Genomic DNA, 14,980 nt, shown 5'->3' with positions numbered 1-14,980 from the left:
GCGAGCCCTTCGGGGCCGCGCGGTTTTTTTACGCCGTGTCCTTTTCCGACGCCTCAGGTTCAGGCTCGACTTCGAGCGGAGGCAACACCGATTCGAGCGAGCGCACGCCGGCGGCCAGCGCGCGCTTTTCGACGGCGGTCAGCCGTTTGACCCAGTATTCGGCGCGCGACGCGCTCGAGCGGTCGGCCAGCTCGAACGAAGCGAGCAACTGGCGCGGCTTGCGCGAACGCGTGTAACGCGCGCCCGTGCCGTTCAGGTGTTTGTCGAAGCGCGCCTGCACGTCGACCGCGATGCCGGTGTAGACGCTGCCGTCTTCGCATTCGATGAGGTAGAGAAACCAGGGCATCACGTCTTGAACGGATTGTGTTCGCGCAGTTCGTCGACGTACGCGTGGATATTGTTCGTTTCGCCTTCGAGGAAGCGCCCGACGGCGTCCGAGAACGCCGGATGCGCGAGCCAGTGCGCGGAACGCGTGACGGTCGGCAGAAAGCCGCGCGCCATCTTGTGTTCGCCCTGCGCGCCGCCTTCGAACGCGCCCAGCTTTTCCTCGATGCAGAATTCGAGCGGCTGGTAGTACGCCGTTTCGAAATGCAGGCACGGCACGTGTTCGAGCGCGCCCCAGTAGCGTCCGTACAGCGTGCCGCCGGTTTTGTCGTCGCGCTGGTAGACGACGAGCGAACTCGCGACCGGCTTGCCCTCGCATTCCGCGATCACGAGCAGCAGGTTCTCCGGCATCGTCTCGCCGATCATCCTGAAGAACTCGAGGTTCAGATACGGCGTCGAAAAATGCTCGCGATACGTCTGCCGGTAGCATTTGTTGAAGAAGCGCCAGTCGGCGTCGGTGGCGTCCTCGCCGCGTACGCGCCGGAACGTGACGCCCGCGTCCTGCACCTTGCGCCGCTCGGCGCGGATGTTCTTCCGCTTCTTCTGTTCGAGCGTCGACAGGAAGTCGTCGAACGTCCGGTAGCCGTCGTTCAGCCAGTGAAACTGCACGCCTTCGCGTTGCATCATGCCGAGATCCGTCAGTACACGGGCTTCGGTTTCAGTCGGAAAGAGCACGTGCAGCGACGACACGTCGGCCTGTTCGGCAAACGCGACGACGGTCGCCGCCAGCTGGCGCAGCGCGGGCTCGCCGCTCGCGAGCAGCCGGTTGCCCTGCACGGGCGTGAACGGCACCGCGCACAGGAGCTTCGGGTAGTAGGGCACGCCGTTGCGCTTGTACGCGTCGGCCCATGCCCAGTCGAACACGTATTCGCCGTATGAGTGGCCTTTCAGGTACACCGGCGCGGCCGCTTCCAGACGCCCGGTGCGTGCGTCCGTCAGCGTGACGAACTGCGTCGCCCAGCCGGTGTCGGGCGCCGCGCAACGCGTCGCGTGCAGCGCGCTCAGGAATTCGTGGCGCAGAAACGGCGTCGGTTGCGACTGCCGTGCGAGGAGCGCGTTCCATTCGGCGGCGTCCACCTCGAGCGGCGACGCCAGAATGCCCGTGCGATAATCGAAGCGTTCCTGATTCAATCTGTGTAACCGTTCCACTCTGTTCGACGTCGGGAGGCACGAGGTGCGCCGCGTCGTCCGTGATTGCGCCGGGTTTCACGCCGGCCTTCGTTTTGTCCGTTGCTTCGTCTGTTGCTTCGTTCGTTACCTCGAACCCCTGATGCTGCCGTCGCCGCGAGGCTCAAGGCCCGCTTTTCACGTTCCGCCATGAAGACCCGAATCGCTCTAGCCCAACTCAATGTCACCGTCGGCGACTTCGCCGGTAACGTCGCGAAGATCGTCGACGCGGCGCGCGCCGCGCACAACGATGGTGCAAAGCTGCTGGTCGCGCCGGAACTCGCGCTCTCCGGTTATCCGCCGGAAGACCTGTTGCTGCGTCCCGCGTTCTATACCGCGAGCGCCGCGGCGCTCGCCGCGCTCGCCGTGCAGCTGAAGCCCTTCACGGGCCTCTACGTCGTGGTCGGCCATCCGTATCGCGACACGGCGAACGGCCATGGTAATGCAAACGCGCCGATCGAGCGTGGCGTGCCGCCGGTCGACACGTTCAACGCGGCATCGCTCATCGTCGACGGCGAGATCGTCGGCACGTATCGCAAGCAGGATCTGCCGAACACGGAAGTCTTCGACGAGAAGCGCTATTTCGCTACCGATCCGCAGCCGTTCGTGTTCGAGCTCGACGGCGTGAAATACGGCGTCGTGATCTGCGAGGACGTCTGGCATGCGTCGGCCGCGCAGATCGCGAAGGCCGCGGGCGCGCAGGTGCTGCTGATCCCGAACGGCTCGCCGTATCACCTCAACAAGGAAGCGGTGCGCGTCGATATCCTGCGTGCGCGCATCCGCGAAACCGGCCTGCCGATGGTCTATGTGAACATGGTCGGCGCGCAGGACGAACTCGTGTTCGACGGCGGCTCGTTCGTCCTCGATGGCAAGGGCGAGCTGGTCGCGAAGTTCGCGCAGTTCGAGGAGGCGTGCCCGATCGTCGAATTCGACGGCGCGGTGCCGGTGCCGTCGACGATCGCGCCGGAACGCTCCGTCGAGGCGCAGGTGTACGCGGCGCTCGTGATGGGCGTGCGCGACTACATCAACAAGAACGGCTTTCCTGGCGCGCTCATCGGCCTGTCGGGCGGCGTCGATTCGGCGCTGGTGCTGGCGGTGGCCTGCGACGCGCTCGGCGCCGATCGCGTGCGCACGGTGATGATGCCGTCGCGCTACACGGCCGATATCTCCACGACCGACGCGGCCGACATGGCGCGGCGCGTTGGCGTGCGTTACGACGAGATCGCGATCGCGCCGATGTTCGACGCGTTTCGCGCGTCGCTCGCCGATGAATTCGCCGGCCGCGCCGAAGACGCCACCGAGGAAAACATCCAGGCCCGCATTCGCGGCACGTTGCTGATGGCGCTGTCGAACAAGTTCGGCTCGATCGTGCTGACGACGGGCAACAAGAGCGAGATGGCGGTGGGCTATTGCACGCTTTACGGCGACATGGCCGGCGGCTTCGCGGTCATCAAGGACATCGCGAAGACGCTTGTCTATCGCCTGTGCCACTACCGCAATGCCGCGACGACGTTCGCGAAGCAGGACATCATCCCGGAGCGGATTCTCACGCGCGCACCGTCGGCCGAGCTGCGCGAGAACCAGACCGACCAGGACAGCCTGCCGGAATACGACGTGCTCGACGCGATCATGCGCATGTACATGGAAGAGGACCGCTCGCTCGCGGAAATCGTCGCGGCGGGCTACGCGACCGACGACGTCAGGCGCGTCACGCGCCTCATCAAGATCAACGAATACAAGCGGCGTCAGGCGCCGATCGGCATCCGCGTCACGCATCGCGCGTTTGGCCGCGACTGGCGCTATCCGGTCACGTCGCGCTATACGGAACCGGTGGAATGAGATCGCACGCGCGGCGCAGGACTACTCGCAACCGGTCTGGCGCGGCGTAGAATCAAAAGCATTTATTCCGTTTTCAGTTTTTTCAATCTTTCGATCTGGATGAGGCACGCCATGAAACGCATCACCGCAGTCATCAAACCGTTCAAGCTCGACGAAGTGCGCGAAGCGCTGGCCGAAGTGGGGCTGACCGGGCTGACCGTCACGGAAGTCAAGGGCTTCGGCCGTCAGAAGGGCCACACCGAGCTGTATCGCGGCGCCGAATACGTGGTTGATTTCCTGCCGAAGGTGAAGATCGAAGTGGTGGTGGCGAACGATCAGTGCGATCAGGTGATCGACGCGATCATCGGCGCGGCGCGCACGGGCAAGATCGGCGACGGCAAGATCTTCGTGGCGGAAGTCGAGCGCGTGATCCGGATTCGCACCGGCGAGGAAAACGAAGCAGCCGTTTGATGTAGATCGGGCGGGCCCTGGCTGGCGAGAGCAGGAAGAGGGCATCGGCGTTGCACCACGCCGGTGCTTTTTTTATGCGCGCGCCAGAAATAAAAAACGGTGCGATACCCTTTCAGGTACCGCACCGATACGCGCCTCTCGCAGCAGCGTGAAAACTTCTCTTTAACTGTTCTGATTACAACGTTCGATTAGAACGAGTGTTGAATACCTGCGTACACACCGGTCTGGCTGTGACCCGGCAGCGGGTTGTCGTTGCCTGCGTCCGCATTGCCCGCACCAGCAGCATTTGCTTCGAGACCGAAGTTCGCACCCTTGCTGTTACGCGCGGTAGCGATCTGGATATCGAGCAGCGTGCGCTTCGACAGGTTGTACGAACCGCCGATCGTGTAGATCGTCGCGTTGCCGCCACCCTTGTTCGCGTTCACGTGGTACACCGCTGCGATCAGGGCTGCAGCCGGCGTTGCCTGCCACGTCACACCACCCCATTCGTGATCGAGCGACGTCGGGTTCAGGCTGCCACCAGCTGCGCTCGACGTACGGATGGCCTGGTAAGCGCCCTGAATCTTGAACTGACCCAGGAACACGTTGACGAGAGCCGAGTATTCACGCGATGCGGTGAATGCGTCCGTGAACTGACCGTTTGCCGGGCTGCGGATTTCGTCATAGATACCGCGGATCTGGAAGATCGGTGCCGTGTAGGTGATCTGTGCGCCACCTTCGCGACCTTGCGGCGTCGAGCCGTTACCGTTCCAGTTCGTTGCGTTCGACAGCGCGTATTGACCGTAGAAGTCAAAGCCCGCGATCTTCGGCGACTGGTACGAAATGTTGTTGCTCGATTGCGGCCAGTTACGACCACGCACCAGCGACGCCGACGACCAGTTCGACTGACCGAACGGGTCGAAGTCCCACACGCCGTTCGAGATGAAGAGTTCGCGACCCAGCAGCAGCGTACCGAACTGGTTGTTCGACATACCGACCGTTGCCCAGCGATTGAAGAGGCCACCACCGCCAGGGCCCGTGCCGTTCATCGTGTTGAAGGAGCCTTCCAACTGGAACAGCACCTTGTTGCCGCCACCGATGTCTTCAACACCCTTCATGCCCCACAGGCTGGTACCCCAGTCGCCACTTTCAGCCTTGAAACGGCTCTTCGACTGGCCAGCGGCGTTTGTCAGGCCGCTGATGTACTCAAGACCGGCATCCAGACGTCCGTACAGCGTGACGCTGCTCTGTGCCTGTGCTGCCACGCCGAATGTCAGCAGCGATGCCGCGAGCAAAACTTTCTTCATCTTCTCCTCCATACCCTGTCAAAAAGTAAACCCAGTACTGCGAATGGTGTCCGGACGCCAGAAGCGCCGAACAGAAATCCGTACCAGAGAGTTGTGCGGCCGAGGATGTATGTTGCAGACGCGCGGCCTTGGCTTGGCCATCTTTACGTCATGCCCGATCCCTCGTCGACCGGTTTCTCCTGTGCGTCTTATGAAGTGAAACTACTTTTATCGAACTTTGTTTTGCTACTTTGGTTACTAATTTAGCAAAAATACCCCTACGTGGCGAAGAAAATCGACGTCTCCCAAAGAGATGTCGCCAAATTGCAATACGTCTGTGCCTGGCGCTTCGGCGGCAATGCGCCAAAATGCCCTTAAACCCTTGTGCGACAAGGGAATCACGGTTCATAACGCATGAAGTCAAGGATTGCCACTATTGACGTTCGAAATCGTCCGGAGTAGGGCGAAAGAGGGGTGTTTTTGCGCACATGCTGGGACAACCCGCGCATTCGATGTGCAGGTGCCCGAAGTAAAACAAGACGCTGAAAGCGCCTTGTAAAACTACATAAACTACAAATTCGTTGTTTCTACTTGAGACTGCCTGAGAGGAACTGCCTGAGGCGATCGCTTTTCGTGTTCTTGAAGACTTCGTCCGGGTGGCCTTCTTCTTCCACGCGCCCCTGATGCAGGAACATCACGTGGTTCGACACGTTGCGCGCGAACGCCATTTCGTGGGTGACGACGATCATCGTGCGGCCTTCTTCCGCGAGCGTCTGCATCACCTTCAGCACTTCGCCGACGAGTTCCGGGTCGAGCGCCGAGGTCGGTTCATCGAACAGCATCACGTCGGGATGCATCGCCAGCGCGCGGGCGATCGCCACACGCTGCTGCTGGCCGCCCGACAGATGCGACGGATACTGCTTCTCGACGCGCGGCGCGAGCCCGACCTTTTCGAGGTACTGGCGCGCGCGCTCCTCCGCTTCGCGGCGCGGCAGGCCGAGCACGTTCACGGGCGCCTCCGTGACGTTCTCGAGCACCGACATGTGCGACCACAGGTTGAAGTGCTGGAACACCATCGAAAGCCGGGTGCGCACGCGCTGCAACTGCTTTTGATCGACGACGCGCAACGCGCCGCTGCGGTTGTCCTTCGCGGTGCGCACTTCCTCGCCGTCGACGAAGATGCGGCCCGCGTTCGGCTGTTCGAGGAAGTTGATGCAGCGGAGCATCGTGCTCTTGCCCGAACCGGACGAGCCGATCACGCTGATCACGTCGCCTGCGTTCGCCTGCAGCGAGACGCCCTTCAGGACTTCGTTGTCGCCGTACTGCTTGTGGAGCTCATCGACGAAGAGCTTCTGTTTGCTGGTTTTCATCTGTGTCTCTTGTCGTCGGGCTTACTTGCCCTGTGGCCGCAGATAGGCGAGCCAGCGGTGCTCGGCGCGGCGAAACAGCCACACGAGCGTGAAGGAAATGGTGAGGTAGAGCAGCGCGGCAATGCCGAACGCACCGAACGACTGGTACGTGGCCGAGTTCACGTCCCGCGCGATCTTGAGGATGTCCGGCACGGTCGCGGTGAACGCGACAGTCGTGGCGTGCAGCATCAGGATCACCTCGTTGCTGTAGTACGGCAACGCGCGACGCAGCGCCGAAGGCAGGATCACGCGGCGATACAGCGTGAACTGCGACATGCCGTACGCACGGGCCGCCTCGATTTCGCCATACGGCGTGGCCTTGATCGCGCCCGCGAAGATCTCGGTGGTGTACGCGCAGGTGTTCAGCGTGAACGCGAGCAGCGTGCAGTTCATGCCGTTGCGGAAGAACGCGTCGGTGAGCGCGTGCGAATGGATGAATTCGAGGCTGTAGAGGCCCGTGTAGCAGAGCAGCAACTGCACGTAGAGCGGCGTGCCGCGAAACACATAGGTATACAGCCACACGAGGCGCGACAGCCATTTTCGCTTCGACACGCGCGCGACCGCGAGCGGGATCGACAGGCAGAAGCCGAGGCCGATCGACACGACCAGCAGCCACATCGTGATCGCGAGGCCGGTGAAGCGGTAGCCATCGGTGAAGAGATAGTTGCGCCAGTATTCCTGGATCAGCCCGATCATAGGTCCGCCTTTCGCACACCGGTCGAGTAACGTTTTTCGAGGTACATCAGCACAAAGTTCGAGACGGTGGTGATGATGAGATAGATGGCGCCCGCCAGCAGGGTGAAGAAAAAGAATCGCAGCGTGCCCTTGCCGGCATCCTGCGAAGCCTTGACGACGTCGGCGAGACCGATGATCGACACCAGCGCGGTGGCCTTGACCATCACCTGCCAGTTGTTGCCGATGCCGGGGAGCGCGAAGCGCATCATCTGCGGGAACATGATTCGCGAGAACACCTGCCAGGCGCTCATGCCGTAGGCGGAGCCCGCTTCCAGCTGGCCGCGCGGCACGGACAGGAACGCGCCGCGGAAGGTCTCGGTGAAGTACGCGCCGTAGATGAAGCCCAGCACGATCACGCCGGCCACGAACGGATCGATGTCGATCTGGTTCCAGCCGATCAGGTCGGTGAGGTTGTTCAGCCAGATCTGGATGCTGTAGAAGAGCAGCAGCATCAGCACGAGATCGGGCACGCCGCGTATCAGTGTTGTATACAGCGTGCCGATGCCGTACGACACACGGTTCTTCGACAGTTTCGCCCCCGCGCCGATCAGGCCGAGGAGAAAGGCGAACGCCAGCGACAACACCGCCAGTTTGACGGTCTGCCAGGTGCCGGCAAGGATGATGGGGCCGTAGCCTGAAAGAAACATATGAAGTCCTTGACGACGCGTCTCGACGCCGCGAAAGACGCGGTTCCACGCGCGCCGTGTGTCCCGTTGCCGGTGGATCCATCGATCCGGCGGGACGCCCGACGCACAGCGGGCCGCTGTGCGATTCGTGACTGCTTTGCCGTGCCCCGGATCCGGGGCCGCGAAACACGCCAGGCGTCCCCCCTTGTGCGGGTGACCTGCCATGTCTTCGCCGGCGAAGCAGCGCTTTTTCCGACTGTATAACCAGAACCCCGTCCGGCCCATTGGTAGCGGCCCGGTCTCCCGTGGCCGTTTTCCGCTGGTTCCCCGACCGCCGTCGTCGACCGCCGTCGACCGCCGCCCGGCCGGCGGTCGACGTGCCTGGCTCGCCGTCGCTATTCTAGGCGGACAAAATTGCCGTGCAGGCCCGTCGCAGGTTCCTTCGGGTTACCTGCCCGGGAGTCATGGGAGGCATGGCGGAAGGTGCGAGGGCGTGCGGCGCAAGTCCGTCCGACCGAAAAGCGCGGTATTTTACCCGAACAGCCGGCGCGCGCCACCCGGGCGTAGCCCCTGGTCGGGCATGCGCGCGCAGGGCGGCCTGCGGTGGGCGCCGCGGCGACCGGCATCGGATCGGCATCAGATTGGCATCGCTGGCGAAACGATGCAGTGCGCGGGTGCGGATTGTCCTTTCGGCCGCGCGCCCCTACATTCTGTGCATCGCTCAATATTGACGGGAGATCGACATGCTGCAGATTCGCCGCTCGGATGAACGCGGTCACGCCAACCACGGCTGGCTCGACTCGTATCACAGCTTTTCGTTTGCCGACTACCATGATCCGGACCATATGCAGTTCGGCCCGCTGCGCGTCATCAACGAAGACGTGATCGGCCCTGGCGAAGGTTTTGGCGCGCACGGCCATCGCGACATGGAAATCGTCACGTACGTGCTGCGGGGCGCGCTCGCGCACAAGGACAGCATGGGCAACGGTTCGACGATCCGCCCCGGCGACGTCCAGCGGATGAGCGCGGGCACCGGCGTGATGCACAGCGAGTTCAACGCATCGAAGGAAGACGCGCTGCATCTGCTGCAGATCTGGGTGCTGCCGGTCCGACGCGGCGACGCGCCTGGCTACGAAGAGAAACACTTCGACGATGCGGACAAGCGCGGCCGTCTGCGCGTCGTCGCTTCGCCCGATGGGCGCGACGGTTCGGTGACGATTCACTCGGATGCATCGATTCACGCCGGACTGTTCGACGGCGCCGAGCGTGCCGACTACACGGTGCCGGCAGGGCGGCGTGTCTATGTGCAGGTTGCGCGCGGCGGCGTGACGGTCAACGGCGAGGCACTCGTGGCCGGCGATGCGGCGATGCTCGCCGACGTCGACACGGTGACGCTCGAAAAGGGCAATCAGGCCGAAGTGCTGCTGTTCGATCTTGGCTGAAGCTGGAGTCCCAGGCCGTGCATGCGGGTGAATAGCGTCGCACGGTAACGCCGCAAAAGGAAACGCCACGGAATGCACCCCGTGGCGTTTTTTTGTGTCTCCCGCAGGCGGCGTGTGTCGTGTGTCGTGTGCCGTCTGCAGGAGCAAGCGTGGCGCGTTACGGCTTGACCGCCGAAGCCGCGTCCGGCGCCGCGCCGCGATGATGTTCCCAACGCTCGTGCATCTTCTCGTGGCGTTGTTCCATCTTCGCGAAACGCTGCTTGAGCGCCGTGCTGACGGTTGTCTTCTGCTGGTCGTTCAGGCCGTTGTAGAACGTGAGCCATGCGGTCGCGCTCTGCTCGCGCAGTTGCGCGTCCTGCTGTTCGACCTTCTGATGGGCGGCGTGCATCGCGTTCAGGTCGAGAATCGGTTGCTGCTGCATCGACTTGAACTGCTGCTTCATCTGCTCATGATTCGCACGTTCGGCTTCGCGCGTCTGCTTCATCGTGTCGAGCGCGGCCTGCCATTGTTTCTCCTGATCCGCGTTCAGGTTCAGCTGGCCATGCAACTGACTCAGCTCCTTCATGAAGTGGCCGTGCCAGCCGCCAGGGCCACCGTGGCCACCAGGGCCACCCATGGCACCACCCGGCTGGGCAGCATAGGCGACACCCAGACTCAGTGCGAGAGACGAAGCGGCAACGGCGAGAAAGCGTGAAGTTTTATTGGACATGGAGCGACTCCTTTGTGTTGATCCAGGCCGACGGTGCGGGCGCGTGATCGCGAGAGCGTGAAACGGCCCGTATTCGGTTAGACACAGCGTAGAGGCGCCTGGCCCGAGGCGTGTTACACGCGTCGCTGCTGCCATTACACGACATTACGAGTGCCTTTCGCGGTAACACCCAGTAACCCTTTGCGGGAGGTTTGTGTCGAAAACGGGAGGGCGCGCGCGTTAAACTTCGTCCCATGGCTACCCAAATTCTGGTCGTCGACGACGACGTCGAACTGCGCGATCTTCTGCGCGACTATCTGGCACGGCAGGGCATCGAAGTTTCGGTGCTGCACGATGCCGGTTCTCTCGAACGCCGGCTCGAACGCGAGCGGCCGGACCTGATCGTGCTCGACCTGATGATGCCAGGCGTCGACGGGCTGACGGCGCTGCGCAAGCTGCGCGCTTCCGGCGACGACATCCCCGTCATCATGCTGACCGCCCGTGCGGACGACGTGGATCGCATCGTCGGTCTCGAGCTCGGCGCGGACGACTACCTCGGCAAGCCGTTCAACCCGCGCGAGCTGCTGGCCCGCGTGCAGGCGGTGCTGCGTCGTCGTCGCACGCTGCCTTCGGCGGCCGCGCCGGAGCAGCGCGAGCCGTTCGTGTTCGGCCGCTTCACGCTCGACTTCCAGTCGCGCACGCTGAGCCAGGACAGCCGGCCGCTGACGCTTTCGGGCAGCGAATTCGCGTTGCTCAAGATCTTCGTGAACCATCCGATGCGCACGCTCACGCGCGAACGCCTGCTCGAACTGCTGCACGGCCCGGAATACGACGGCACCGACCGCGGCATCGACGTGCAGGTATGGCGTCTGCGCCGCATTCTGGAAACCGACCCGGCCACGCCGCGTTTCATCCAGACCGTGCGTGGCCGCGGCTACGTGTTCGTGCCAGACGGCGAGCAGCATGCGCCGGCCAGTTGATTCGCTGTTCGGACGACTGGCGCTGCTGGTCGTCACCGTGCTGCTGATCTCGCATTTCGCGTGGTATGCGCTGATGCGCCTCGATCGCAACCAGTTGCAGGCGCGTTACGCGGTCGAAGAAGCGACGTTCCTCGTCGAAGCGGTGCGCCAGCACGTGGCGCGCTCGCCGGATCAGCCGTTGCCATCGCGCGTGCGCCTCGTCGACCCCACGAGCCCCGACGTGCCCGCCGAAAACGCAGGCGTGCCGCCCGGGTTGCGACGCTTTCTCGACGATGTGCAGGACCGCATGCCCGCCGGCACCCAGGTGCGTGTGGGTACGCCCGGCAAGCCGCCCACGTTGTGGGTGCGCTCGGCCACCGACCATAGCTGGATCGTCGTGCCCGTGCAGCCGCTCAGGCCGCCGCGCTCGCTCGACCGCACCGTCTGGTGGCTCATCACCATCTTTTCGGCGGGTGTGATGGCCGCGCTCTTTGCCGCGTGGCAGTTGCAGCAGCCGTTGCGCTCGCTCGCCCAGGCGGTCGCACGGTTCGGCCGCGGGCTGCCGGTGCCGCCCGTGCCGGAGCGCGGACCGCGCGAACTGCGGCAGCTCACGCGCGGCTTCAACCAGATGGTTCAGGAAGTCGCGAGCACGGAGAACGACCGCGCCGTGATGCTGGCGGGCGTCGCGCACGATCTGAAGACGCCGCTCGCGCGGCTGCGCCTGCGCGCCGAACTGATGGACGAAGCCAAGGTGCGCGACGGCGTGGTGCGCGACGTCGATTCGATGGCGCATATCGTCGACCAGTTTCTGGTCTTCGCGCATGACGGCGCCGATCGCAGCGAGCCGGTCGAAGTCGACACGCAATGCGAGCGCGTGGTGCGCACCTACCGCGCGGTCGCAGCCGGCGCGCCCGCCGTGCAGACGGCGCTGAACGCGGGCCCGGGCTTTCGCCTGCCTGCCGCGACGCTCGACCGGATCCTGTCCAATCTGCTCGACAACGCGCACGCGTACGGCGCGCCGCCGATCGTCGTCGAAACGGCGCGCACGTCGGCGGGCTTCACGCTGGCGGTGTACGACAATGGCAACGGCATCGCCGCGCACGATCTGATCAACGCAAGCCGGCCGTTCGTGCGGCTCGATCCGGCGCGCGGCGGCAATGGCCACAGCGGGCTTGGCCTCGCGATCGTCGAGCGGCTGGTGCGCAGGCTGGGCGGAGAGTGGGACATCGGCAACCACGAAGGGCGTGGCCTGCGTGTGCTGATGAGCTTCGCGTTCGACGTGCTGCCGCGCGGCACGTCGAAAATAACGGAATCGGCCTGGGGACGATAAACCCGCGAACGCCTTCGGCCCGGAGCGGATCGATATGGACCGGGGTGGCCTTGGGTCGACCAACGCAGAGCGATGCAACGCGCCAGCGATTCTTCGGGCCGCTCGCGCCTTCTGTTCCGGCGGTGCCTACTCGGCGAAAAGCGTGTTGAGTGCGGTGGCGGCGTCGCTGTCGACCGTATTCCAGGTGACCGTTTCCGCCTCGAAGATGTAATGCGTGGTGTACTTGCCGAGCCGCGCGAGAATTTCTTCCTGAATCACTTCTGGCGCGACCTCGAGCTTCAGATACCAGGCGGTCGATGACAGCCGGGTCTGGAACGAGCCATATTCGGCCAGCAACTGGTCGAATGCGACAGCATCCTGATCGCGACAGACAATCACCAGATTTCCCTTCATGCGACTCTCCCGATAGACGGTTGCAACAACCTTCGTATGAAAGTCGATGATACCTGCTTCCTTCGGGGGACTTCAGCGGGCGTTTCAGTTCATGTGATCGAGCGCATCAAGGCGCTCACCACACCGACGCCGCCGCGCGCGCGGGTGGCGCGGTGTCGTCGGGCGGAACGGCCTCGCTGCGGTCGCGTCCGCCTGACTTGGCCGCGTACAGCGCGAGGTCGGCGCGGCTCATGATGCGCTCGGGCAGGTCTTCCGGCGACAGCTCGGTAATGCCGATGCTCACGCTCAGCACCGCCGATGCAGGCAGCTTCGCGGAAGGCGCCGCCTTCAGCCGCTTGCGCAGCCGTTCGACCACTTCGAGCCCCGCCGCGAGCGAGGTCGCCGGCAGCAGGATGCCGAATTCCTCGCCGCCCAGCCGGCCGGTCGAATCGCTGTCGCGCAGCTCCATGCGGCAGGTGTCGACGAAATGTTCGAGCGCGCGGTCGCCCGCTGCATGGCCGAAGCGGTCGTTGATCTGCTTGAAGTGGTCGAGATCGGCGATCGCCACGCACAGCGGCGTGCGCGCGGCGCGCGCTCCGTCGATCTCGTGCCGTAGCAGATCGAGGAAATAGCGTCGCGAGAGGGCGCCCGTCAGCGCGTCGTGGCGCGCTTCGGCGGACAGCAGCGTGTTCGCCGATTGCAGCTGCTCGGCCAGATCGCGCGTCGCGCGATGGTGGCGCCGCTCGCGCATGTACGAAACCGCGATCACCCAGGCGAGCGCCACCGTGCCGGCCAGCGTCAGGAACACGAGCAGGCGGTAGCGCGTGTGGTTGCGCACGAGTTCCGGATACGCCGTGATCGGGTCGATCAGATGCGCGGACAGCCCGGAATTCAGGCCGATGCGCGACTGGTAGAGCGACGGCTCACGATATTCCGGCATCTCGACGAGCTTCGCAGCCTGCGCCTTCGGGAACCACGGCGCCTGCTGATACACGCCGTGACTGGCCTGGCGGATCTGGATTTCGGGGAAAGCGTCGCGGCGATAGATGCTCATGCGCGCGGCGACCGGCATCTGCGTGATCCGTGAATGGGGCAGCGCGCGGCCTTCGAGCGCGCTGTTGTGCGCCATGATGATGACACCGTTGTCGTCGGCGACGAAGGTGCCGGCGTGCGCGACCCAGTGGCGCAGCCGGGCGATGCCGACCTTGGCGGCGACCGCGCCGACCAGCACGCCGTCGTCGTAGACCGGCGCCGAAATGAAGATGCCCGGCTCGCCGCTCGCCCGCCCGACGCCGTACGCTTCGGCGAATGCGCCGAGCAGCGAGTTGGCCAGATAGCCGCGCGAGCGCATGTCGATGCCGACAAAGCCCTGATCGTTCTGCGCATTGCTCGACGCGACGCACAGGCCGTTCGCGTTGACGAGCCAGATGGAGTCGAGGCCGGAGAAACCTTGCGCGTCGTGCAGGAAGCTGCTGACGGCCGCCAGTTCGGGCATCCGCAGCAGTTCGTCCCGGTGAGCGGGTTCCGCGCTGGCGCTGTTCGCGGCATAATTCCCGGTTTGCGACAGCGCGTGCTGGATCACGCCCAGTTCGGCCATCGTGGCCGGAATGGCGCGCGACATGGCGAGATCGCTCGCGATCACTTCGGCCATGTTGTCGACGATCGAGAGGGACATTTGCTGCTGCGCCTGCATGGCCGCATTCAGTTCTTGCTGTACCATCCGGTCCGCGATCATGCCGGCGGCGAACCAGCACGCAACCACGATCAGCACGAAACTGAACGGCCCGGTTAGCTGGCGCAAGGTTGTCCTGTTCATCGGCGTGTTGATCTGCTTGATCCGTTCGATCCGTCTGACTGTTTAATGCAACAGGGTCATGCGCTACAGCCTGCCGGCGCCGGGGCGTGCCCTCGAAGGTGTCTGCCCGCCGTGCCGATGTTGTGTAACCGTGGACCTCGGCAGCAGGGTCGCGGGTCGCCGGGAAATCCAGGCCCCGCTTGCCGTTCTGCGATTTTAACCGCCGCGCGACAACCCGAGAGGCGCATATTGCGTTGCATGACCACGCGTCAACGTCTTTAACGGCTCGCCGTGGCATTTTCTGAATGGAAACACGGGTTTGCCAGATGTGGCACGGACGCGACGCCTGGGTGCGGAAGAGGCTGCCGGACGTCCCGAATGGCGGCCGTCTGGCGCAAAAGTGGTGCCCGAGGTTGTGCCTGAAACACAGGTTGTAGTAGTGTCGTGCCGTCCAAAACGAGGAAAGCTCGCCAGCCCTCGGGCGGCGCCAGCGGTGGCGGGTGCGCCGGGCGGCGCGGG

Annotated in this window: 14 protein-coding genes; 5 read left to right on the top strand and 9 right to left on the bottom strand. The window is 64.1% G+C overall.

Annotated features, from left to right (window positions below):
* Window positions 1-28: 28 nt before the first annotated feature.
* Window positions 29-346 carry a GIY-YIG nuclease family protein gene (locus BLV45_RS08075; RefSeq protein ID WP_090531612.1) on the bottom strand — a complete coding sequence of 106 codons (318 nt, stop codon included), beginning with the start codon at window positions 344-346 and terminating at the stop codon, window positions 29-31.
* Window positions 346-1,515, bottom strand: coding sequence for a GNAT family N-acetyltransferase (locus BLV45_RS08070; RefSeq protein ID WP_090531609.1), 1,170 nt, complete (start codon window positions 1,513-1,515; stop codon window positions 346-348). The genes BLV45_RS08075 and BLV45_RS08070 overlap by 1 nt, the downstream gene beginning before the upstream one ends.
* A 186-nt stretch (window positions 1,516-1,701) precedes the next feature.
* Here BLV45_RS08070 and BLV45_RS08065 point away from each other — a divergent pair, with 186 nt between their 5' ends.
* Window positions 1,702-3,390, top strand: a complete 1,689-nt coding sequence (locus BLV45_RS08065) for an NAD+ synthase (RefSeq protein ID WP_090531607.1) — start codon at window positions 1,702-1,704, stop codon at window positions 3,388-3,390.
* Window positions 3,391-3,501: 111 nt separating this feature from the next.
* On the top strand, window positions 3,502-3,840 hold the full coding sequence (gene glnK / locus BLV45_RS08060) for a P-II family nitrogen regulator (RefSeq protein ID WP_074265470.1): 339 nt from the start codon (window positions 3,502-3,504) through the stop codon (window positions 3,838-3,840).
* Between the two features lie 188 nt (window positions 3,841-4,028).
* Here the strand turns inward: glnK and BLV45_RS08055 are convergent, their stop codons facing one another.
* The 4 genes from BLV45_RS08055 to BLV45_RS08040 form a co-directional block, all read right to left on the bottom strand.
* The gene (locus BLV45_RS08055) at window positions 4,029-5,126 is read right to left on the bottom strand and encodes a porin (RefSeq protein WP_090531605.1); all 1,098 of its coding nucleotides are present in this window, start codon (window positions 5,124-5,126) and stop codon (window positions 4,029-4,031) included.
* A gap of 566 nt (window positions 5,127-5,692) precedes the next feature.
* Window positions 5,693-6,475, bottom strand: coding sequence for an ABC transporter ATP-binding protein (locus BLV45_RS08050; protein WP_090531602.1), 783 nt, complete (start codon window positions 6,473-6,475; stop codon window positions 5,693-5,695).
* A 21-nt stretch (window positions 6,476-6,496) separates the two neighbouring features.
* Window positions 6,497-7,210 (bottom strand): ABC transporter permease, encoded by a 714-nt coding sequence (locus BLV45_RS08045; RefSeq protein ID WP_090531600.1) that lies wholly within the window; start codon window positions 7,208-7,210, stop codon window positions 6,497-6,499.
* Window positions 7,207-7,896: an ABC transporter permease gene (locus BLV45_RS08040; protein WP_090531598.1), complete on the bottom strand. Its 690-nt coding sequence runs from the start codon at window positions 7,894-7,896 to the stop codon at window positions 7,207-7,209. The genes BLV45_RS08045 and BLV45_RS08040 overlap by 4 nt, the downstream gene beginning before the upstream one ends.
* A gap of 722 nt (window positions 7,897-8,618) precedes the next feature.
* Here BLV45_RS08040 and BLV45_RS08035 point away from each other — a divergent pair.
* Window positions 8,619-9,317, top strand: a complete 699-nt coding sequence (locus BLV45_RS08035) for a pirin family protein (protein WP_090531596.1) — start codon at window positions 8,619-8,621, stop codon at window positions 9,315-9,317.
* Between the two features lie 157 nt (window positions 9,318-9,474).
* On the opposite strand, the gene BLV45_RS08030 is transcribed toward BLV45_RS08035, so the two are convergent.
* A complete protein-coding gene (locus tag BLV45_RS08030; RefSeq protein ID WP_090531594.1) occupies window positions 9,475-10,026 on the bottom strand; it encodes a periplasmic heavy metal sensor in 552 nt (183 codons plus the stop codon).
* A 233-nt stretch (window positions 10,027-10,259) separates the two neighbouring features.
* On the opposite strand from BLV45_RS08030, the gene BLV45_RS08025 reads away from it, so the two are divergent.
* Both BLV45_RS08025 and BLV45_RS08020 read left to right on the top strand, forming a co-directional pair.
* Window positions 10,260-10,985 carry a response regulator gene (locus BLV45_RS08025; protein ID WP_090531592.1) on the top strand — a complete coding sequence of 242 codons (726 nt, stop codon included), beginning with the start codon at window positions 10,260-10,262 and terminating at the stop codon, window positions 10,983-10,985.
* Window positions 10,969-12,294 carry an ATP-binding protein gene (locus BLV45_RS08020; protein ID WP_090531590.1) on the top strand — a complete coding sequence of 442 codons (1,326 nt, stop codon included), beginning with the start codon at window positions 10,969-10,971 and terminating at the stop codon, window positions 12,292-12,294. The genes BLV45_RS08025 and BLV45_RS08020 overlap by 17 nt, the downstream gene beginning before the upstream one ends.
* A gap of 126 nt (window positions 12,295-12,420) precedes the next feature.
* Here the strand turns inward: BLV45_RS08020 and BLV45_RS08015 are convergent, their stop codons facing one another.
* On the bottom strand, window positions 12,421-12,687 hold the full coding sequence (locus tag BLV45_RS08015) for a double-stranded DNA-specific endonuclease (RefSeq protein WP_090531588.1): 267 nt from the start codon (window positions 12,685-12,687) through the stop codon (window positions 12,421-12,423).
* Window positions 12,688-12,802: 115 nt separating this feature from the next.
* The gene (locus tag BLV45_RS08010) at window positions 12,803-14,482 is read right to left on the bottom strand and encodes a sensor domain-containing diguanylate cyclase (RefSeq protein ID WP_090531586.1); all 1,680 of its coding nucleotides are present in this window, start codon (window positions 14,480-14,482) and stop codon (window positions 12,803-12,805) included.
* Between the last annotated feature and the right edge of the window lie 498 nt (window positions 14,483-14,980).

The organism is Paraburkholderia sartisoli, assembly GCF_900107685.1.
In the GTDB taxonomy this organism is placed as follows: domain Bacteria; phylum Pseudomonadota; class Gammaproteobacteria; order Burkholderiales; family Burkholderiaceae; genus Paraburkholderia; species Paraburkholderia sartisoli.
This window is presented reverse-complemented; position numbering and strand designations above follow the sequence as displayed.

What these genes read in the sequence shown, in the direction of transcription:
- BLV45_RS08075 (WP_090531612.1), bottom strand. Translation starts at nt 346, where the DNA reads ATGCCCTGGTTTCTCTACCTCATCGAATGCGAAGACGGCAGCGTCTAC.
- BLV45_RS08065 (WP_090531607.1), top strand. Translation starts at nt 1,702, where the DNA reads ATGAAGACCCGAATCGCTCTAGCCCAACTCAATGTCACCGTCGGCGAC.
- glnK (WP_074265470.1), top strand. Translation starts at nt 3,502, where the DNA reads ATGAAACGCATCACCGCAGTCATCAAACCGTTCAAGCTCGACGAAGTG.
- BLV45_RS08055 (WP_090531605.1), bottom strand. Translation starts at nt 5,126, where the DNA reads ATGAAGAAAGTTTTGCTCGCGGCATCGCTGCTGACATTCGGCGTGGCA.
- BLV45_RS08050 (WP_090531602.1), bottom strand. Translation starts at nt 6,475, where the DNA reads ATGAAAACCAGCAAACAGAAGCTCTTCGTCGATGAGCTCCACAAGCAG.
- BLV45_RS08045 (WP_090531600.1), bottom strand. Translation starts at nt 7,210, where the DNA reads ATGATCGGGCTGATCCAGGAATACTGGCGCAACTATCTCTTCACCGAT.
- BLV45_RS08040 (WP_090531598.1), bottom strand. Translation starts at nt 7,896, where the DNA reads ATGTTTCTTTCAGGCTACGGCCCCATCATCCTTGCCGGCACCTGGCAG.
- BLV45_RS08035 (WP_090531596.1), top strand. Translation starts at nt 8,619, where the DNA reads ATGCTGCAGATTCGCCGCTCGGATGAACGCGGTCACGCCAACCACGGC.
- BLV45_RS08030 (WP_090531594.1), bottom strand. Translation starts at nt 10,026, where the DNA reads ATGTCCAATAAAACTTCACGCTTTCTCGCCGTTGCCGCTTCGTCTCTC.
- BLV45_RS08025 (WP_090531592.1), top strand. Translation starts at nt 10,260, where the DNA reads ATGGCTACCCAAATTCTGGTCGTCGACGACGACGTCGAACTGCGCGAT.
- BLV45_RS08020 (WP_090531590.1), top strand. Translation starts at nt 10,969, where the DNA reads ATGCGCCGGCCAGTTGATTCGCTGTTCGGACGACTGGCGCTGCTGGTC.
- BLV45_RS08015 (WP_090531588.1), bottom strand. Translation starts at nt 12,687, where the DNA reads ATGAAGGGAAATCTGGTGATTGTCTGTCGCGATCAGGATGCTGTCGCA.
- BLV45_RS08010 (WP_090531586.1), bottom strand. Translation starts at nt 14,482, where the DNA reads ATGAACAGGACAACCTTGCGCCAGCTAACCGGGCCGTTCAGTTTCGTG.